This window comes from Bifidobacterium avesanii, from assembly GCF_009299475.1.
Classification (GTDB): domain Bacteria; phylum Actinomycetota; class Actinomycetes; order Actinomycetales; family Bifidobacteriaceae; genus Bifidobacterium; species Bifidobacterium avesanii.
In genome coordinates this window covers 37,911-58,481 of sequence record NZ_WBSN01000014.1, presented here as the reverse complement: position 1 = coordinate 58,481, position 20,571 = coordinate 37,911, and the positions used below count along the sequence as shown (strand labels likewise).

Here is a 20,571-nt window from a genome sequence, read left to right as displayed (position 1 = left end):
CCAACGCGGTGGCCAAGTCCGTCGGTTTGCAGCCGAACGTGGCCCGCTGAACGGGCGTTCTTTCCGCGGATTGGCCGGCTGCGGATTGAGCAGGATCAGTGCGTGGCAAGCCAACAAGCCGGTTCGGCGCACTGAATTCGCTCACTCTGCGGTTTGGAAGGGACAGATTGAGCAGGATCAATTGGTGACCGTGCGCGCAATCCGGCTCCTATGCACTGCATCCGCTCAATCCGCAGTGCAGATGTTGCGGATTGAGCGGATGCAGTGCCGGAGTCCCGTCCTGCCGTCTCTCAGACACTGGATTCGCTCAATCTGACGCACGTTTGCCACGGATTGAGCGAATCCAGTGCGGTAGAGGGCGGAAAGAGCGATAAAACACTGGATCCGCTCAATCCCCACCACGAACAGCGAGGATTGAGCGGATCCAGTGTCACGCATGGTTTCAATGCCGTACGAGTCGTCGGTCCGGCGGTCGCACGGCCGGCAGACCGACCCGCACAGGCAGACTCAGTTCGAATTCGAGCCGCCCGTGGAGCTGCCGGACCCGGAGCCCGAGGTGGACGAGCCGGACCCGGACGTGGAACCGCTGCCGGAACCGGACGTGGAGGACGAGCTGGGCGCCTTGGTGGTCACGGTGACCGTGGAGCCGGCGTCCACGCTGCCCGTGGGGCTCACGGCCGTCACGATGGCGTTGGCGTCCGAAGAGCCGCTCACCTTGATCTTCAGGCCCGCGTCCTGCAGCATCGCCTCGTACTCCGAGAGCGTGGTCTTGCCGGACGTGAACGACGGCACGGCGGTCTTCGCGGCCTGCGTGGTGAGCGTGACCGCGGAGCCCTTCTCCACGGTGGAGCCGGCGGACGGGTTCTGGCCGGTCACCTTGGCGTTGGAGTCGGAAGCACCGGAGATGGTGATCTGGAAGCCGTTGAGCTCCTGCTGCGCCTCGGCGACGGTCTTGCCCACCACGTTCGGCATGCTCATCTGCTCCTTGCCGGTGGACACGTAGACGGTGATGTTCTCGTCCTGCGCCACGTGCGTGCCGGCGGCGGGCGAGGTGCGTGTGACCGAACCGGACGCCACGGTGTCGGACGCCTCCTGCTGGATGGACACGTTGAACTTCGGGTAGTTGGTGCGCAGGTCGTTGGTGATGTCGGTCTGCGACTTGCCGGTCCAGTCGGGCACGGTCGTCATGCCGTTGGAGATGTACAGCGTGATCGCGGAGCCCTTGGTCGCGCTTTCGCCGGCGGCGGGCGAGGTGCGGGTCACTTTGTCCTTCTCGACGGTGGCGCTGTCCTCGGTCTTGTTGGACGGGCTCACCGTGAATCCGGCGGCCCTCAGCTTCGCGGCCGCCTCGTCCTGGTCGAGCCCCTCGAGTCCGGACGGCACCTGCTGGCTGGCCGGGCCGGCGGAGAACCAGACCTTCACGGAGCTGCCCTCGGCCACCTGCGTGCCGGCTGCCGGATCCTGCTTGGTGAGCGTGCCGGCCGGCTTGGAGGAGTCGGTGTCCTCCTGCTTGTCGAGCTTGAGGTTCACCGCGGCCAGCGCGTTGCGCACCTGCGCCTCGGTCATGGATTCGGTCAGCTGCGGCACGGCCACGTACTTCGTGGTGTCGCGGGTCATGTACCACCATGCGCCCGCCACGATGCCGGCGAGCACCAGCAGGCCCACGATGATCCCGATCACCGTGTTGCGCTTGCCCTTCTTCTTGGACGCGGCGCGCTGTGCCGCGCGGGTCTGCGGCAGTGTGCCGGTCTGCGCGTTGGCCGGTCCGGGCACGGTCTCGAACTGGCCGGTCATCGGGTTGAACGTCTGCGTGGCCTGCATGGGCGCGCCGAGCGCCTGCGTGGTGGCGGCGGTGTCCGCGGCGGGCGGCATGGCCATGGTCGCGGTGCCGGTGGCCTGCGTCTCCGCGGCGGTCTCCTCGGCCTTGCGCGCCTTGATGTTGCTCAGGTCCGTGAGCGGGTTGAACGCGGCCGCCACGGGCATGCCGCCGTTCATGAAGGTCAGGATGTCGTTCTTGAACTCCGCGGCGGTGGCGTAGCGGTTCATGCGGTCCTTGGCCATGGCCTTGGCGCAGATCGAATCCCACATGGTCGGCAGGCCCGGCACGAGCGTGCTCGGCGGCGTGGCCACCTCGGAGACGTGCTGGTAGGCGATCGCCACGGCGGAGTCGCCGGTGAACGGCGGCCGGCCGGTGAGCATCTCGTACAGCACGCAGCCGGCGGAGTACAGGTCGGAGCGGGCGTCCACGCTTTCGCCGCGCGCCTGCTCGGGGGAGAGGTACTGCGCGGTGCCCACCACGCCCTGCGACTGGGTCATGGTGGCGGCGGAGTCGTCTAGCGCGCGGGCGATGCCGAAGTCCATCACCTTGACCATGCCCTGGTCGGAGATCATGATGTTGCCCGGCTTGATGTCGCGGTGGATGATGCCCATGCGGTGCGAGTAGTCGAGCGCGTTGAGCACGCCCAGCATCACCTGCTCGGCGTCGCGCTGGCTCAGGGGGCCGTTGGCCTTGATGATGTCGCGCAGCGTCTGGCCCTGCACGTACTCCATCACGAGGTACGGCACGCGCTCGCTCTGGCCGTTGTCGGTGGCGAACAGCTCGTCGCCCGAATCGTAGATGGACACGATGTTCGGATTGTTCATCTTGGCGACGGACTGCGCCTCGCGGCTGAAGCGGGCGAGGAAGATGGAGTCGTTGGCCAGATCGGAACGCATGATCTTCACGGCCACCGTGCGGTTGAGGCGCGTGTCCAGCGCCATGTAGACCTCGGCCATCCCTCCGTGGCCGATCACGTGGTCGAGACGGTATCGGCCGTTCGCCAGCGTGTTGGGAGTGAGTGCGCTCATCGCGATACCTCCTGAGTGATGTTTGCCCCGGCGGCGTTCAGCAGCCGCGCGCTGTGCGGCGCGCTGACCACCATACGGGGAAGCTTCTTGCCCGCGCCGAGGATCATCTCGGTGTTGGGCGTTTCCTGATCCAGCAGGCGACGTTCGATCTTCGCCAGCGTGCGCGCGACCATGAGCGCGTCGGTGGGCCGGTCCTTCGGGTCCTTTTCGAGCATGGCCATGACGAAGTGGGCGAGCTGGGTGTCCACGCCGTCCGGCAGCGGCGGCACGGGCTCGTTCACGTGCGCGGCGGCGATGTCCACGGCCGTGGCGCCGGTGAACGGGCGGTGTCCGGCGAGGCCCTCGTACGCCACCACGCCGAGCGAGTAGATGTCCGACTGCGGCGTGGCGGTCAGGCCCTGCGCCTGCTCGGGGGAGATGTACTGCGCGGTGCCCACGACCATGCCGTCCTGCGTGATCTGCACCTGGTTGGTGGAGTAGGAGACGCCGAAGTCGGTGATCTTCACCTCGCCGTTGTCCGAGACCATGATGTTCGCCGGCTTCACGTCGCGGTGGATCACGCCGTGGCTGTGCGCCACGAACAGGCCGCGCGCGGTCTGGATGAGGATCGGCAGCAGTTCGAGCGCCGGCATGGCCCCGCGCTCGTGGTAGATGTCCGCCAGCGACTTGCTCGGCACGTATTCCATGATGAGGAAGCCGATGCCGTCGTGCTCGTAGTACTCGAACAGCGCGGCGATGTTCGGATGCGCCAGATTGGCGGAATTGTGGGCCTCCGCGCGCAGGCGCTTGAGCTTGGCCTCGGTGTCCTGCGTGTCGCGCCGCAGCGCCTTGATGGCCACCGGACGGTCGAGCTGGATGTCGTAGCCCTTCCACACTTCGCCCATGCCGCCCTGCGCCAGACGCCTGTCCAGACGGTAGCGCCGGTGGATGAGCTGACCTTCGACAAGTCTCATTTCAGCGCCTCCTGCATCACTCTCTTCATCACAGGGCCGGCCGTGCTCACGCCGAAGCCCCTCACGTTGTGGATCACCACGGCCACCGCGATCTTCGGGTTGTCCGCGGGCGCGAAGCCGATGGTCCAGCCGTCGATCCGGTCGCCGTTGCCGATCTGCGCGGTGCCCGTCTTCGCGGCCACGCCCTGGCTCAGCTGCAGGCTGGGCGCGTCCTGACTCACCACCGAAGACATCATATCCTTGAGCGCGTTCGCGGTGTTTTGCGAGAACGCCTGGCTCATCACCGTCGGCTTGGTCTCCGAGATGACGCTCAGGTCCGCCCCGCGCACGCGGTCGACCAGCGTGGGCTTCATAAGCTTGCCGCCGTTGGCCACCGCCGCGGCCACGAGGGCGTTCTGCAGCGGCGTGATCACTGTGTCGCCCTGCCCGATGGACGCCAGCGCGAGCTTGTCGTCGCTGCTGGTGTTCGGGAACTGCGAGGCGGTGGCGGTGATCGCGGTGTCGCCGGAGCCGGAGTCGTCCACGGTGATCGGCTTGTCGAAGCCGAGCTTCTCCGCCTGCTCGCCGATCGTCGCGTTGCCGAGCTTGACGCCGAGCTGCGCGAACGCGGTGTTGCTGGACCACGTGAGCGCGTCCTTGAGGCTGATCTGCCCGTTCGAGCCGGCCGCCTGCGACGTGGTGTTCGTCAGGTTGGTCACCGTGCCGGGCAGCGTGTAGCTCGAGCCGGCCGGGATCATGGTGTCCGACTGGTATTGGCCGGACTCCAGCGCCGCGGCGGCCACGATCACCTTGAACGTGGAGCCGGGCGGGTAGTGCTCGCTGATCGTGCGGTTGAGCATGGGGTTGCCCTGCGCGTTCACGGCGGTCTGGTAGGCGCTAATGGCCGACGTGCCGTCGTGCGCGGCGAGCGGGTTCGGGTCGTAGCTCGGGGTGCTCGCCATGGCGAGGATGCGGCCGGTGCTCGGCTCGATGGCCACCACCGCGCCCTCGTTGTCGCCGAGCGCCTCCATGGCGGCCTTCTGCAGCGCCGGGCTGATCGACGTCTCGATGCTGGCGCCCTTGGTCTCCGAACCGGTGAACAGCGACTTGATGCGGTCGAGCCACAGGCTGTCCGACTGGCCGGACAGCAGCGAGTTGCGCGAGGCCTCAAGGCCGCGGTCGGAGCGGCTGGTGATCGAATAGTAGCCGGTGACGGCCGCGTACGTGGCGCCGTCCGCGTAGACGCGCTGGTACTTGAACGAGTCGCTGACCGGGTCGGACTGGGCGATGACCGTGCCGTCCGAGGCGAGGATCGAGCCGCGCGGCGTGCCGTATTCGGCGTACAGTCCGCGGCGGTTGCGCGCGTCGGCGTTGAGGGTGTCGGCCCGGAAGGCCATGATCACCGTGCTGGAAAGGCCCAGCACCACGAACAGCGTGATGACGGCGGTGAAGAGCTGGCGAAGCGACTTGTTCATTGCCCGTTCCTCCCGTCTTTGTCCTCTATGCGCGGCTGCTCATGCGTGTCGCCGATCGGGTCGTCGTACCCGTCGTCCGTGCCGTAGTCCGCGTCGTACCCGTCGTCGCGGATTTCTCCGTCCCGCGGCGCGGGCGGGCGCACGGCGATCACCTGCGTGGCCAGCGAGTTCTGCTCCTGCTGCTTCTTCACCTGCTCGGCGCGCTCCTTGACCTCCTGCTCGCGCAGCACCGCCAGCGCCTCGTACTGGAAGGCGTCGGACGTGGTGTCCGGCTGGGGCTTGTTCGCCGCGTTGGAGATGACCACGAGCAGCGACAGCAGCAGCATGTTGGCCAGCAGGCTCGAACCGCCGGCGGCCATGTACGGCAGGGTCAGGCCCGTGAGCGGGATGACCAGCGTGACGCCGCCCACCACGGTGAACACCTGGAACGCCATGGTGAACACCAGACCGGAGGCGAGCAGCTTGCCGAAGCCGTCCTTGATCTTCATGGCGGTCACCATGCCCGTGGCGATGATGATGAGGTAGAGCATGAGCACCGCGAGCACGCCCGCCAGTCCGAGCTCCTCGCCCACGGAGGCGTAGATGAAGTCGGAGAAGCTCAGCGGCGTGATGTACGGGTGGCCCTGCCCGAGGCCGGTGCCCACGAGCCCGCCGGCGGCCAGACCGAACACGCCCTTGGCGATCTGCTCGGAGCCGCCCACGGCGTTGTACACGTCCGGGTCGAACGGGTGCAGCCATGCGGTGATGCGGTTGCCCACGTGGCTGAACACGGTGGACGCCACGAACGCGCCCGCCACGAACGCGCCCAGACCGAGCACGATCCAGCTCTTGCGGCCCGTGGCCACGTACAGCATGGAGACGAACATGGCGAAGAACATGAGCGAGGTGCCGAGGTCGCGCTGCAGGACGAGCACGCCCATGGACACGGCCCACACGATGATGATCGGCCCCAGGTCCTTGATGCGCGGCAGGCGGAAGCCCAGCACCTTTTTGCCGCCCACAGCCAGCTGGTCGCGGTGGTCGAACAGATACGCGGCGAAGAAGAACGCGAGGAACAGCTTGGCGAACTCGGCCGGCTGCATGGTGTAGGAGCCGATCTTGATCCAGATGCGCGAGCCGCCCTCCTCGTGCCCGAGCACGGGCAGCATGGGGGCGAGCAGCAGCACAAGGCCCACGACCATGCTCACGTACGAGAACCGGCGCAGCACGCGGTAGTCCCTGAGGCACACCACGAGCACGCAGCCCAGGGCCAGCGCGACCATGAGCCATAGCAGCTGGCGGGAGGCGACGGACGTGTTCTGCGCCACGTCGATGCGCGCGATGACCATCGCGCCGATGCCGGTGAGCAGGATCACGCACGGGATGAGCGTCTGGCTGCCGTACGGCTGGAAGCGGGCGAGCAGGGCCCACATGACCACGAACAGCGCGGCCACGATGAGCAGGCGCACGGTGAAGTCCGCGGGCATGCCGCCCTCGGTGCGCTGGAACATCTGGAAGAAGCCCAGCCCGACGATCGCAAACGAAAACAGCAGGAGCGCGAGCTGGCGAAGACGAGTGCCGGTCATTGCTGGCTCACCTGCCCGGTGGAGGAGGGCGACGCCGTGGGGGACGCGGCGTCCGACGGCGTCGCGGAGGCGCCCGTGCTCGCGGTTGCGTCCGCCGATGCGGACGTGGACGTGGAGGCGGAGGCGGTCGGCGAGGCGGACGCCTGCTGCATGCTGAGGTTCTCCTCGGCAACGTACCGGGCGCGCTCGCGGGCCGCGTCGAGGCTGTCCACGGCGATGCCCTGGCGCAGCTGGTCGCGCCAGTTCTGCGGCAGATCGTCCAGCGGCACGTGCGTGGTCTCCACCACGTGCGAAAGCTGCCAGCCGAAGATGTTCGTGGGCACGCCCTGATAGATCGCCACCATGCCCGAGTCCTCGCCCAGGTAGTAGCGGGTCTGGCTCCAGCGGTACGTGCCGTATGCGCCGCCGCCGAGCGCGACCGCGACGAGCACGAGCAGGAAGGTCACGAACGCGCGCCCGCGGCGCCTGCGGTTGTGCTTGAGCCGGGCGCGGGTCCGGTGGTCGTGCTGGATTGCGTCCACCACGTCGGGGTCGAACGGGTCGTCGGTCATGCGGCCGTCGCGCTTCATGATCACGGGGATTTCGCCGGTGTCCGGCACCTGCATCTCGCCGGTCTCCGCGCGGGTCTCCGCCGGCTGCGCCACGCGCTGCACGTCGGCGCTCGCCTGTCCGGCGTCGGCGCCCGCGGCGGGCTGTCCGCCGTTCTCCGGCGTCTTGTGCTCGGCCGCCTGCACGAGCGCGGCGGCGCGGCTGGCCGGCGAGCTGCCCGACTCCTTGAGCTTGGGCGCGGCGGCGACCGGCTTGTCGATGATGTCCGCGATCGGCTCGAGGCTCGCGCTCGCGGCCCCGCCGATCAGCGGCGTCTGGTGCGGCAGGTCGAAGGCGTTCGCGTCCAGCGCGAGCGTCGCGTCGGCCACCACGGCGGTCACGTTGTCGGTGCTGCCGGCCTTGAGCGCCATCTGCACGAGCTGCTGGGCGCATTCGTTCTGGTCGGCCACGGAGGCGAGCGTCTGCGCGATCGTCGAATCGGCGAGCACGCCGCACAGGCCGTCGGAGCACAGCAACCAACGGTCGGCCGGCTTGGCCGCGTGGATCATGATGTCCGGGCGCGGGTCGATGTCGAAGTCGCCCAGCACGCGCATCACCACGTTGCGCTGCGGGTGGTTCTTGGCCTCGGCCGGGGTGATGTGGCCCGTGTCGATGAGATGCTGCACGTAGCTGTGGTCCTGCGTCATGTGCATGAGGTTGCCGTCGCGCAGCAGGTAGGCGCGCGAGTCGCCGATGTGCGACATCACCCAGTAGCCGCCCACCAGCGCCACGGCGGTCACGGTCGTGCCCATGCCGGAGAGCTTGCGCTCGCGGCGGGCCTTGCCCACGATCGCGTCGTGCGCGGCCAGCACGGACGCCTCGAGCATGTCCGCCACGGCCTTCACGTCGTTCGTGGTGTCGTCGTGCTCGATGTGCGCGAGGGACCGGATGGCGATCGTGGACGCCGTGTCGCCGCCCGCATGGCCTCCCATACCGTCGCAGATGGCGATCAGGTGCTCGCCGGCGAACGACGAGTCCTGATTGTTGCTGCGCACGTAGCCCACGTCCGAAACGGTGGTGGAGTACAGGAAAAGCTGTGAGGAATCCGGCATGGGCGACTACCTCAATTCCAGCGTGGTTGCGCCGATGCGCACGGGCACGCGGGCGGGGAGGATGGTGGGGGCGCCGATGCGCTGGCCGGCGACGACGGTGCCGTTCATGGAGCCGAGGTCCTCGATGGCCCACTGGCCGCTGGTCGGGTCCACGTAGACGCGTGCATGATGGCCGGAGACGAACTCGTCGTTGAGCACCACGGTGTTGGAGGCCGCGCGGCCGATGGTGATGGCTTCGCCGCTCAGGGGCACGGTGGCGCCGGCGAGCGGGCCGTCGATCACCACGAGCAGAGCCGGTGCGCCCTTGGCGTCGGCGTCGGCGGCGGAACCCGCGTTGCGCGCGGACACGTGGCTGCGGGGCGCGGGGGCGGATGCCTGCGCTTCGGGGACGGGGGCCTCCGCGGCGCGACGGGCCGCACGCTCGCGCTTGCGGCGCGAACGGGAGGGCTTGGGGCTGAACGCGGCGATGTCCTGATGCAGGGAGTGCACCGCCAGCCACACGAACGCCCACAGCAGCACGAGGAACCCGTACTTGAGGAGCGCGAACGTCAACTCGGTCATGATGGGACCTTACGAACGCCCTGAGGGCTTACTCCTGCTCCTGAGCCGAGGCCCAGTAGAGGATCCGCGTGCGGCCGATGGTGATGGTGTTGCCGTCCAGCAGCGTGGCGGCGGGCACCTGATGGCCCTCCACGTACGTGCCGTTGGTCGAGCCGAGGTCGCGCGCGATCACGCCCTTGTCGGTGATGTCGATTTCCAGATGCTTGCGGGAGATTCCCGGGTCGTCGATCACGATGTCGCAGTTGGAGCCGCGGCCCAGCGTGGTCTGCTGCGCGGTGAGCAGGTACTGGCGGCCGTTGATCTCCAGCACCGGGCAGTCCTTGGTCTCGCTCGGCGTGGTGACGGGCGCGGCGTTGCCCTGCACGGATTCGGAGGACAGGTGGAAGTCGCCCTTGGCGAGGTCCAGATCCTCCTCGAAGATCACCACCACCGGGCCGATGAACGCGTAGTGCTGGCTCTCCGCGTACTTGGTGAGGTTGTCGGCCAGCTCGTTGGCCATGGCCTCGCTGCCCCAGGACTCGATGCGGTCGAAGTCGGGGGTGCTCAGCTTGAAGCGGTACTCGTTCGGGGCCACGGTGCGGTCGCGGCCCACGGGCATGGCCTGAGCGTCGATCTCGCGCTCGAGGGCGCTTGAGAGGTCGACCGGCTGCAGGTCCTTCGAGCCGAACTTCGCGAAGACGCCGTTGACAGTTCCTTCGACTTTCTTCTCAAAACGATCGAGAAAGCTCATGGTACTCCCTTTCTTCATACTGCATTCAATGGTACGCGGGTTGGCGGTCGGGTGGCATTCGTCTTGTGAAACACTTGCAAGTATTCGGGGCAATCCGCCTATTTTCGCCCCGTTTTCGGCACGCCACGCCGGGCGAATGGGCGCCCGGTGGGGAACGCGGCCGGATTTCACCCCCGAATTTGTCCGGATTCGCCTGTCCGCCGCCTTCCGGCACTGGATTCGCTCAATCCACGGGAGCCGGTGCGCAAAGTGAGCGGAATGAGTGCGGCACGGTGCTAGCGTGGGCCGTATCCATGTTCGAGGCCCGTCCGAGGCCAGCGAGACGAAGGAGCGGCATCCATGAGCGGTGCGATCGATGAGGCAATCCGGCAATTCCCCCGAAAGCGTGCGCGCACCCTGCGGTTCCAAGGCGCCGCGCCGCGCTCCGCGAAGCTGCTGGGTGACGGCGAACGCGCGCTGTTCCTGCGCTCCGACGGTCAGGAGGATCTGGTCACCAGCCTGTGGCTGAGCTGGTTCGACGCGTCCGGCGAGCATCATGAAACCAAGCTGGCGGACCCGCGCGATCTGCTCGCCGACGCGGACAACGAGGACGTGCCGGCCGAGGAGAAGGCCCGCCGCGAGCGTGCGCGCGAGGGCGGCGCCGGTATCGTGGGCTATTCCGTGGACGCGGCCGGCGATCGCGTGGTCTTCACCATCAACGGCCAGCTGTTCCTCACCGAAATCTCGGGCGGAAGCGGGGAGACCGGCGAGCCCGAACCGTCCGCCCGCACCCGGCAGCTGTGCGCGGTGGACGGCGAAACCGGCCCGGTCCTGAACCCGCGCATCAGCCCCGACGGCCGGCGCGTGCTGTACACCACCGGCGAGCACCTCATGCTCGTGGAGATCGCCGACTGGGACGACGCGGTGCCCGTCGAGTCCGAAGAGCCCGCCGGCGACCAATCCGACGGCGTGTTCGTGGAAGATGACGCCATGGAGGCCGCCCTGTCCGAGGGCCTGTACGGCGGGGACAGCGGCGAGGGCGAGGAGCCCGCCGACCGCATCGTCACGCTCTACGGCGTGTGCCCCGAGGACGACGAGGCCGAGAACACATGGAAGATCGGCCTTGCGGAGTTCGTGGCCGGCGAGGAGATGAACCGCTACGACGGCTTCTGGTGGGGCCCTGACTCGCGTCACATCCTGTTCGAGATGTTCGACACCCAGTACGAGCCGATGTGGTACATCAGCGACCCGACCCACCCCGACCGTCCCGCCGAGGGCCGCCGCTACCCGCGCGCGCTGACCCGCAACGCCGACGTGTCCCTCTCGATCGGCGAGCTGGTGCTCGACGGGGACGGCTCCTGCGCCGGCTTCTCCACCGCCGAGGTGCGCTGGGACTCCGACGCCTACGAGTACGTGGCCGCCGTGAGCTGGCCCAAGGGACGCGGGCCGATCGTACTCGTGCAGGACCGCTGCCAGCGCAACGACCGCGTGCTCGCCGTCAACGCCGATCTGGACGCCGACGAGGCCGGCGAGACCACCGTGCTCGAATCCCACCACAACGACCAGTGGATCGACCTCGTGCCCGGCACGCCCGCCATGACGCCGGACGGCCGTCTGGTCTGCCCGCTCAACGACATGGCCGCGGACGCCAACCGCCTTACGGTGGACGGCGAGCCGTTTACGCCCGCCGGTTGGAACGTGCGCGAGGTCTTGGCGGTGACCGACCGCGACGTGCTCGCCGTGGTGCAGCGCGAGCCCGACCTGACCGGCCCGATCGCCGACGCCGCCGACGCCGCGGACGGCAAGGACGGCTGGGATGACCCGGACGACCACGACGCCCGCAGCTTCGACGTGGTCTCGCTCGGCTACGACGGCGCGGTCACGCCCGTCACGCGCAGGCCCGGCGTCTGGCACGTGTCCCGCGGCGCGCGCGGATCGGTCGTCTCCGGCCGCGGCATGGGCGACGCCAGGGGCGAGATGGTCCACGTGCTCACCGACGCGGACGGCCGCGAAACCGCCCGCGCGCAGGTCGCCAACGACGCCGCCGTGCCCGGATTCACGCCCAACACCACGTTCGTGCGCTTGGGCGAGCACCGCCTGTACACCGCCATCACCCGCCCGTCCGAAGGCTGCGAGATGGCCGAGCGGATCAAGGCGGCCAACGGCGGCAGGCTGCCCGTGCTCCTCAAGCCCTACGGCGGTCCCGGATTCCAGCAGGTCGTGCTCCAGCAGGGCTACTACTGGGAGTCGCAGTGGTGGGCCGACCAGGGCTTCATCGTGGTCACCGCGGACGGCCGCGGCACCACCGGCCGGGGCCCGAAGTGGGACCGTGCGATCTTCGAGAACATGAAGGACGTCACGCTCGCCGACCAGGTGGAGGCCGTGCGCGCGCTCACCGGCGTGTCCGAGGCCGCGGACGCCGATCTGGACAAGGTGTGCATGATCGGCTGGTCCTACGGCGGCTTCCTCTCCGCGCTGGCCGTGCTCGACGCTCCGGACGTGGTCAAGGCCGGCTGCGCGGGTGCCCCGCCCACCGACTGGACGCTGTACGACACGCACTACACCGAGCGCTATCTGGGCCTCGACCCGAAGGTGTACGAGCGCAACGGCATCGTGCAGGACGCCCCGAAGCTCACCCGCCCGCTCATGCTCATCCACGGCTTCGCGGACGACAACGTGACCATCGCGCATTCGCTGAAGCTCTCGCAGGCGCTCATGGCCGCCGGTCGCCCGCACACCTACCTGCCGCTCACGGGCATCACGCATATGACCAACGACGAGACGGTGGCGGAGAACCTGCTCACGCTCCAGCGCGACTTCCTGTACGACGCGTTCGGCCTGCGCTGAGCGCGCCGCGCCCCAACGGCCCTGCGCTACGCTGGAGGCATGCAGATCACGCTCATCGACGAGAACGACTACCGCCACGAGATGGAGACCAAGGTGCTGCCGGCGCTCGAGGCATGCCGCGACGAAGGCTGGTTCGAGCCGCCGGAGCCCAAGGGCCTCGGCCCGGCGCCCACAAGCGGCAGACTGCACTACGTGTGCTACGACGCCGCCCGCTTCGACGCAATCAAGGTGGCCGGCGCGGACGCCACGTTCCGCGGCGCGATCGTGATCAGCCACGGCTTCACCGAATTCGCCGCCAAATACGCCGAGATGGTGTGGTACTTCCTGCTCGCCGGCTACTCGGTGTGCGTGCTCGAGCACCGCGGCCACGGCCGGTCCGTGCGCGACCTCGACGACAAGTCCCTCGTGTGGATCGACGACTGGCGGCGCTACGTCTCCGATCTGGCCGCCTTCGCGGGAACCATCGGCCAGCAGTACGCCGGCGGCAGCCCGCTCAACCTGTACGCGCATTCCATGGGCGGCGGGATCGGCGCGGCGGTGCTCGAGCAGTACCCCACGCTGTTCGACCGGGCCGTGCTGTCCGCGCCCATGATCGCCCCCGCCACCGGCATGCCGAACGGGGTGGCGCGCGTGCTCGCGGAGGGCATGTGCGCGTTCGGCCTGAGCCGGCACGTGGTGTTCGGGCAGGGGCCGTTCGACCCGAACAACCTCGACATGAGCGAGCACAGGGGCGCCTCCGAGGCCCGCGTGCGCTGGTTCCACCACCTGCGCTGCGAGGACGAGCACCGCCAGACCAACGCGGCCACGTTCGAATGGGTGCGCCAGGCGCTGCGGCTCTCGCACGCGGTGAGCCGGCCCGAGGCGTGCGCCAACGTGGAGACGCCGATCCTGCTGTTCCAGGCCGACCACGACATCTGGGTGCTCAACCAGCCGCAGGACCGCTTCGCCTCGCTGGTGCGCGACGGCGGCTGCGAGGTGGAGCTCGTCCGCGTGCCCGATTCGCTGCACGAGCTGTTCAGCATGCCCAACGCCGTGCTGGGCCCCTACCTCGACCGCATCCTCGACTTCTTCGACGACCCCGTCACCGCCGCGCTGTAGTTCCACAACGTCTGTCAATCGATCGACGACGTATCCAGCTCCAGAGGTTCAGCCGCTGTTCACCTGACGTTCACCAGCGCGCCCCCTCGCGGAAGCAACGGTGGCCCACAATGGGGCTATGAACACCATGGGAAAGCGTATCCTCAGGGCGGTGGCCGCGCTCGCGGCCGGGGCGATGATGCTCGCGGGAGCAGGCTGCTCGTCCGGCGTCAACGGCACCGGTGACGGCGACGGCTCGAACGGCTCGGGCGCGCAGAACAACGACAAGGTCCAGACCTTCACCCCGGCCGGCGGCAAGGCGTCCGCCACGCTCAACATCGCGTCCGGCTCGGAGAACAAGGAGGTCGCGGCCGCCGTGCAGAAGGCCGCCGACGAATCCGGCGTGGCCGTCACGCTCAACTACATGGGTTCGCTGGACATCATGAGCGCCCTCGAAAACGGCGGCGAAAACTACGACGCCGTCTGGCCCGCATCCTCCATGTGGATCTCCATGGGCGACACCAAGCACCTCGTCAAGGACGCGGCCAGCACCTCCACCACGCCCGTCGTCTTCGGCATCGAAAAGGCCAAGGCCGTGGACCTCGGCTGGGCGGACGCCTCCGGCAAGACCAAGGCCGTCTCCACCACGGACATCATCGACGCGGTGACCGCCGGCAAGCTCAAGTTCTCCATGACCTCCGCCACGCAGTCCAACTCCGGCGCCTCCGCGTACCTCGCCTTCGCCGCCGCGCTGTCCGGCAAGACCGACCCGCTCACCGCCGCCGACTTCCAGAACGCGGACCTCCAGCAGAAGGTCGTCTCGCTGCTCAAGGGCGTGGACCGCTCGTCCGGCTCCTCCGACTGGCTCAAGGACATGGTCGTGGCCAACCCGGACCGCTTCGACGCGATGGTCAACTACGAATCCCTCGTCATTCAGGCGGACAAGCAGCTCACGCAGAACGGCAAGGACCCGTTGCTCGCCGTCTACCCGGCCGACGGCATCGCCATCTCCGACTCCCCGCTCGGCTACGTGGACCGCGGGCAGAACCTCTCCGACGCGTTCTCCAAGTTCCAGCAGGCGCTGGGCTCCAAGGACTCCAAGCTCGAATTCGAGCGCGCGGGCCGGCGCACCGGGCTCGGCGGCACACTCACCTACGCCTCCGACCCGCAGGTGCAGCAGTCGTTCAAGGCTGACTGGGGGCTTAACACCGACGCCAGCACGCTCAAGACCATCCCCATGCCCGCCGCGGACGTGATCGACCAGGCGCTCGACATCTACCAGACCGCGCTGCGCAAGCCCAGCTACACCATCTGGGTGGTGGACTACTCCGGCTCCATGGAAGGCGCCGGCAAACGCGGCGTGGTCGCCGGCCTCAACGCCGCGCTCGACCCGGACGAGGCCAAGAACGCGCGCATCCAGCCGTCCGACAAGGACGTGAACGTGTTCATCCCGTTCTCCTCCAAGCCCTCCCAGCCGTTCTCCGCCAAGGGCACGGACACCAAGGCGCTGCTCACCAACGCGGAGAACCGCAACCCGGTGGGCGGCACGAACATCTACTCGGCGCTCGACACGGCCCTCGACCAGCTGCCGGGCGACCTGACCGACTACACCGTGGCCGTGGTGCTCATGACCGACGGCCAGTCCGAGACCGACGATCAGGACACGTTCCGGGCCACCTACCGCCAGAAGGGCAACGACGTGCCGATCTTCTCGATCATGTTCGGCACCGCCGACCCCACGCAGCTCGACGAGATCGCCACGCTCTCCAACGCCAAGGTGTTCGACGGCCGCTCCGGCGACCTCGCCTCCGTGTTCCGCCAGGTCAAGGGATACAACTGATGCTCGGCGTGGTTCTTGGATTCGCGGCCGGCTTGGTGCTGGGCGCGGCCGGCTTCGTCATCGCCGGCGGGGGAGTGCCGGGCATCGTGGTCGCCTTGGTCGCCGCGGCCGGCGGCTACGTGGGCGTGAGCACGCTCGCCACGCCCGAGCGCAAAATCGGCAAGACCCTCGCCTCCGCGCTGCCGAACGGGCAGAAGGCCGCCGACGCGATCGACGCGGCCAACGCCCGGCTGAAGCTCATCGAGGGCACGTTGCGCGAAGTGCGGGATCCCACCGTACGCGCGGAGGCCAACGACTTCATCGTGGCCACGCGCGATCTGGTGCGCTACGTGGACACCGATCCGGGCGCATGGAACACCCTGCGCCACTACATCACCGTGTACGGCGAGCAGACGTCCAAGCTGCTCGAATCGTACGTGGACGTGGAGCGCTCCGGGGCCGGCGACCAGCTCGCCAGCGCCCGCCGGGAGACCATCGAGGCGCTGCAGGTGCTGGAGAAGACGGCGGCCGGCGAACTGTCCCGGGCCGTTTCGTCCAAGACGCTCGGCATCGCGGCCGACTCCGAGGCGATCGAGCGGCTCGCGCGCATGGACGGCTACAGCGTGGACGACGCGCCCGACGAAGATGAGGCGGGCACGACGGCGAAGACGCGGACGGAGGAGAAGCAGCAGTGAAAATCACCAAATCGAAGATCATCGGCCTCGTGGCCCTGCTCGTGGTAATCGCCGTGCTCGGGGGCGCGGCGGTCTGGCAGCAGACCCGGCCCAAGCCGGCGGCGCCCGTGGAGGCCACGCAGGTCAACGGCTATCTGGGCGGCGAGAAGATCGGCCTGTTCGACGACCCGCAGTTCGCGCAGATCGCCGCCGCGCAGGGCCTCAAGGTGGACTACCGCAAGGCCGGGTCCCTGGCCATGATGGACGCCGACCGCACCGGCATGGACTACCTGTTCCCGTCCTCGCGCGCGGCCGTCGAATACGGCAAGGCCAAGGGCGTGAACGCCTCCAGCTCGGACATCGTCTTCAACTCGCCGATCGTGCTGTACACGCACAAGGCCGTGGTGGACGGCCTCGTGGCCGGCGGGCTCGTCACCAAGAACGGCGACGTGTACCACATGGACATGGCCAAGGCCGTGGACGCCATGGAGAACAACAAGACGTGGGCGGACGTGGGCTACAGCGCCGGCTACGGCCAGTTCCGCATCGACTCCACCGACCCGGTCCAGTCCAACTCCGGCAATGAATACGCGGCCCTCGTGGCCACCGTGCTCAACGGCGGTCAGCCCGCCACCGTCGATTCGGTCAAGCGCGACGCGGGCAAGATCAAGGCGATCTTCTCCAAGTCCGGCTGGATGGAGACCAGCTCGGAGGACAGCTTCAACCAGTTCCTCACGCTCGGCGTCGGCTCCAAGCCCATGATGGTCGGCTACGAGTCGCAGATCCTCGATCTGGCGGTCAACCAGCCGGACGCCTACGCGCAGATCAAGGACGACGTGGTGATCGTGTACCCCACGCCCACCGTGTGGAGCACGCACACGCTCATCGCCCTCGACGACAACGGCCGCAAGCTCATGGACGTGCTCAAATCCCCGGACGTGCAGAAGCTCGCGTGGGAGCGCCACGGCTTCCGCGCCTCCAACTTCGTGGGCACCGACTCGATCAGCCGATTCGGCGTCCCGTCCGCCACCGACCAGCTCAACGCCGTGAGCGAGCTGCCCAACAACGACGCCATGCAGGCCATCATCGCCGCGCTGTCCTAAATCGCGCTGTCCTAAATCCGCCCATTTCAACCCGTCTTTCCAGAAAGGAACCCATCCCATGCCCCAGCAGATCACCCTCGCCGACCTCACCGCCGGCAGCACGCAGAACGCCGTCACAGCACCCGCCGTCGCCGACCCGAACGCCGGCGCGCTCGTCCCCACCGCCGAGCAGGCCGCGGCCGTCGCCAAGCTCACGCCCGACCAGCAGATCGCACAGCTGCCGGAGGCGGACCAGCAGCAGGTCGCCCAGATGGCCCAGGCCATCAACCTGACGCAGCAGGGCATCGAATCGTCGTACGGCAAGGACGTGCAGCGCGCCACCAGCACCTTCGCCGACGAAATCCTCTCCGACACCCGCTCCAAGGACACCGGCGAGGCCGGCGAACTGCTGAGCACCATGCTCGTCACCATCGACGAGGCCGAGCTCGGCGGATTCCGCAAGCTGCCGATCATCGGGCAGGTGGCCGTCTCGATCGACAAGCTGCGCCGCCGCTACCAGAAGGTCGACTCGCAGATCGACGACATCATCACCAAGCTGGAAACCGCGCAGTCCCGCCTCGTCGCGGACATCGCCATGTACAACACCATGTACGACCAGAACGCCCAGCAGTACCGCGACCTCAAGCTCACCGTGCTCGCCGGCAAGAAGGCGCTCGCCGACTTCAACGCCACGCAGCTGCCCGCGCTCGAGGCCGAGGCCGCCAAGTCCGGCGACCCGATGCAGGCGCAGGTGCTCAAGGACTTCAAGTCCAAGCTCGACCGCTTCGCCAAGCGCCTCGACGATCTGGACCGCATCAGCGTGGTCACCCTGCAGACCGCCCCGCAGATCAAGATCATCCAGAACGCCGACCAGACCATCGTGGACAAGATCGACACCACCATCTCCACCACCATCCCGGTGTGGAAGAGCCAGATGGTCATCGCGCTCGGCCTGTCCAACCAGCGCAAGGCGCTCGACCTGCAGAACAAGGCCGACGACGTGACCAACAAGCTCCTGCAGAAGAACGCGTCCGCGCTGCATCAGGGCGCGGTGGACGCCGAGAAGGCCAACCAGCGTTCGGTGGTGGAGATCGAGACGCTGGAGAAGATCAACTCCGAGCTCATCGCCACGCTCAAGGAGACCGTGCAGATCCAGAAGCAGGGCAAGGCCAACCGCCAGGCCGCCGAAGGCAAGATGCGCCAGCTCGAGTCCGACCTGAAGCAGGCCCTCATCGACAACGCCCGCGCCCTCTGAGCGCCGCTCTACTCCTCCAGCCGCGGAATGAGGTCGCCGTAGCCCTCCTCGGCCATGCGGCTCTTCGGCACGAACCGGAGGGCCGCCGAGTTCATGCAGTACCGCAGTCCGCCGCGGTCGGCCGGTCCGTCCGCGAAGACGTGCCCCAGATGAATCTGCGTGTCCGCCGTGCGCACCTCGATGCGCGGGCGGCCCGGCACGCGGTCGTCCTCGTGCTCGGTGAGCAGGTCGGCGCTGATCGGCTTGGAGAACGCCGGCCAGCCGCACCCGGAGTCGAACTTGTCGGTGGACAGGAACAGCGGCTCGCCGCTCACCACGTCCACGTAGACGCCCGGCTCGAACGTTCGATCGTACGCGTTGGTGAACGGCCGCTCGGTGGCCGCGCGCTGCGTGACCGCGAACTGTTCGAGCGTGAGGTCCCAGATGCGCTCCACGTACTTCTGACGGTTGCGCACGTTGGCGATCTTCGCCATGGGGATGTGGCAATAGCCGCCCGGATTCTTCTCGAGGTAATCCTGATGATGCTCCTCGGCCGGGTAGAAGTTGCGCAGCGGCTCCACCAGCACGGCGGGCCGGCGCGGGTCGCGGTCGATGAGCTGTTCGAGCGCGGCCACGTACACGTCGCGCTGCTCGTTGCCGGTGGCGTGCGCGGCGATGCTGCGGGCTGCCAGCCCATCGCCCGCCAGTCCGTCATCTGCCAGTCCGGCCGGAGCGCTTGCCTCGGCGCCGGCTTCGGTCATGCCGGCTGCTGCGCTGCCCGCCGCGTCACCTGTCGCGTCGGCGTCGTTCCCCGCGTCGCCCTCTATGTAGAACATGCCCGTGCGGTACTGCCGTCCATGGTCCGGCCCCTGCGCGTCCACGCTGAACGGGTCGATCGCCTCCAAAAACAGCAGCGACAGCGTGCGCAGGCTCACCCGAGCCGGATCGAACTCCACCTTCACGGTCTCCGCCGCGTCGGTCTCGCCCGAGCACACCTGCTCGTACGTCGGATTCTCCACCTTTGACTGCGCATACCCTACGGTCGTCCCGGTCACGCCGTCCACGGCCTGAAAGTAGCGTTCCATGCCCCAAAAGCATCCACCCGCAAAATATGCGGTCTCATGCGTTCGCCGCTCATCGTTGCCATTCACTGCATTTTCGCTCATGCTGCCCAGTATGCCACCGGCGCCCGTCCCATGCGCGGCCTGTCCGCTCCGAGCTGGCGGGGTGACCATCCTGCCCTTCGCTCGTCCCCGCGCCCGTTCCATGCGCGCCTCGACGGTTCCGCCCATGTTGACTCCGCTGGCCCCATGGGCATTGGCACAATGACGCTGTTGTGGCATTATGCCGCCGTGCTGCCCGACCTACTTGGTCTTCCTAGGGCAGATTTTCCGTCGTGCGCACATCTACTCTGCTTTCCGAGGGCACCTCTGCGGCTGACATTCCGGTTGTCGCGCCCCGTCCGGGCCCGCCATTCGGGGGAATTCCGCGGAACGCGATGTGAGAGCGGCGGCGTTGCCGGTCATCGTCTGCCCTCGGAAGGCCAAGTAGGTGTGCGCGAGGCCGGAAATCCGCCCTAGGAAAGGCGAGTAGTCCCGAAATCAGCTTCATGCACCTTCAACGGGCCCAGCGTCCGTCCATTCGTTCCAGCTGGCACACCCCCGCAGCGCAAATTCCGCAGCGCAAATTGGGCCAAAAGACCTCGAATTGCGAGCATTTGTTCCAACCTGTGCCCTCCGCAGCGCAAATTGGAACGAATGACTTCGAATCGTGCCTTCGGAAGGGCCGATTTGCGCCCATTCGTTCCAACCCGCATCGCAGTGGGCGCAGATTGGAACGAATGCGTCGGGCAAATGGACGGCTGGGCGGCCGGACAGCCGGATGACCGGAAGAGTGAACAGTCGGACGGTCTGGGACAATGGAATGAGCAGCGGATGCGAGCGCCCGAGCGGCATCCGGGAAGGAGACGTCATGGCCAATCACGCAGCGAACGGCAAGTCCCGGTCCAGCGGGCCCCGCGCCGACAGGTCCGACAATGCCCGCCGGCCGCGGAACTCCCGCGATGCGGGCAGGCCGCGTCAGTCCCGGTCCCGTCAGTCGGGCGGCTCT

The 20,571-nt window shown here is 68.0% G+C and carries 14 protein-coding genes; 6 read left to right on the top strand and 8 right to left on the bottom strand.

Annotated elements, in window-relative coordinates; translation table 11 throughout:
- Window positions 1-507: 507 nt before the first annotated feature.
- Genes pknB through DSM100685_RS07805 form a run of 7 tightly spaced genes read right to left on the bottom strand, consistent with a single transcriptional unit; the run spans window position 508 to window position 9,750 of the window.
- On the bottom strand, window positions 508-2,847 hold the full coding sequence (gene pknB / locus DSM100685_RS07835; protein ID WP_152350789.1) for a Stk1 family PASTA domain-containing Ser/Thr kinase: 2,340 nt from the start codon (window positions 2,845-2,847) through the stop codon (window positions 508-510).
- Window positions 2,844-3,800 (bottom strand): serine/threonine-protein kinase, encoded by a 957-nt coding sequence (locus tag DSM100685_RS07830; RefSeq protein WP_152350788.1) that lies wholly within the window; start codon window positions 3,798-3,800, stop codon window positions 2,844-2,846. Before DSM100685_RS07830 ends, pknB begins: the two co-directional genes overlap by 4 nt.
- Window positions 3,797-5,254, bottom strand: a complete 1,458-nt coding sequence (locus DSM100685_RS07825) for a peptidoglycan D,D-transpeptidase FtsI family protein (RefSeq protein WP_152350787.1) — start codon at window positions 5,252-5,254, stop codon at window positions 3,797-3,799. The genes DSM100685_RS07830 and DSM100685_RS07825 overlap by 4 nt, the downstream gene beginning before the upstream one ends.
- Window positions 5,251-6,819 (bottom strand): FtsW/RodA/SpoVE family cell cycle protein, encoded by a 1,569-nt coding sequence (locus tag DSM100685_RS07820; protein ID WP_152350786.1) that lies wholly within the window; start codon window positions 6,817-6,819, stop codon window positions 5,251-5,253. The genes DSM100685_RS07825 and DSM100685_RS07820 overlap by 4 nt, the downstream gene beginning before the upstream one ends.
- Window positions 6,816-8,459 (bottom strand): PP2C family protein-serine/threonine phosphatase, encoded by a 1,644-nt coding sequence (locus DSM100685_RS07815; RefSeq protein ID WP_152350785.1) that lies wholly within the window; start codon window positions 8,457-8,459, stop codon window positions 6,816-6,818. Before DSM100685_RS07815 ends, DSM100685_RS07820 begins: the two co-directional genes overlap by 4 nt.
- Window positions 8,460-8,465: 6 nt before the next feature.
- Window positions 8,466-9,020 carry an FHA domain-containing protein FhaB/FipA gene (locus DSM100685_RS07810; protein WP_152350784.1) on the bottom strand — a complete coding sequence of 185 codons (555 nt, stop codon included), beginning with the start codon at window positions 9,018-9,020 and terminating at the stop codon, window positions 8,466-8,468.
- A gap of 28 nt (window positions 9,021-9,048) precedes the next feature.
- Window positions 9,049-9,750, bottom strand: coding sequence for an FhaA domain-containing protein (locus DSM100685_RS07805; RefSeq protein ID WP_152350783.1), 702 nt, complete (start codon window positions 9,748-9,750; stop codon window positions 9,049-9,051).
- A 339-nt stretch (window positions 9,751-10,089) separates the two neighbouring features.
- Here DSM100685_RS07805 and DSM100685_RS07800 point away from each other — a divergent pair, with 339 nt between their 5' ends.
- From DSM100685_RS07800 to DSM100685_RS07775, 6 genes are all read left to right on the top strand, one after another.
- Window positions 10,090-12,576, top strand: a complete 2,487-nt coding sequence (locus DSM100685_RS07800; RefSeq protein WP_152350782.1) for an alpha/beta fold hydrolase — start codon at window positions 10,090-10,092, stop codon at window positions 12,574-12,576.
- Window positions 12,577-12,615: 39 nt separating this feature from the next.
- Complete coding sequence (locus DSM100685_RS07795) at window positions 12,616-13,674, top strand: alpha/beta fold hydrolase (protein WP_152350781.1); 1,059 nt, start codon at window positions 12,616-12,618, stop codon at window positions 13,672-13,674.
- 118 nt (window positions 13,675-13,792) lie between these two features.
- On the top strand, window positions 13,793-15,493 hold the full coding sequence (locus tag DSM100685_RS07790; protein WP_239512703.1) for a VWA domain-containing protein: 1,701 nt from the start codon (window positions 13,793-13,795) through the stop codon (window positions 15,491-15,493).
- On the top strand, window positions 15,493-16,167 hold the full coding sequence (locus tag DSM100685_RS07785; protein WP_152350780.1) for a 5-bromo-4-chloroindolyl phosphate hydrolysis family protein: 675 nt from the start codon (window positions 15,493-15,495) through the stop codon (window positions 16,165-16,167). Before DSM100685_RS07790 ends, DSM100685_RS07785 begins: the two co-directional genes overlap by 1 nt.
- Window positions 16,164-17,249, top strand: a complete 1,086-nt coding sequence (locus DSM100685_RS10760; RefSeq protein WP_163201037.1) for a substrate-binding domain-containing protein — start codon at window positions 16,164-16,166, stop codon at window positions 17,247-17,249. The genes DSM100685_RS07785 and DSM100685_RS10760 overlap by 4 nt, the downstream gene beginning before the upstream one ends.
- 58 nt (window positions 17,250-17,307) lie before the next feature.
- A complete protein-coding gene (locus DSM100685_RS07775; protein ID WP_239512704.1) occupies window positions 17,308-18,483 on the top strand; it encodes a toxic anion resistance protein in 1,176 nt (391 codons plus the stop codon).
- An 8-nt stretch (window positions 18,484-18,491) separates the two neighbouring features.
- Here DSM100685_RS07775 and msrB read toward each other — a convergent pair whose 3' ends face one another.
- Complete coding sequence (gene msrB / locus DSM100685_RS10970) at window positions 18,492-19,628, bottom strand: peptide-methionine (R)-S-oxide reductase MsrB (protein WP_239512705.1); 1,137 nt, start codon at window positions 19,626-19,628, stop codon at window positions 18,492-18,494.
- Between the last annotated feature and the right edge of the window lie 943 nt (window positions 19,629-20,571).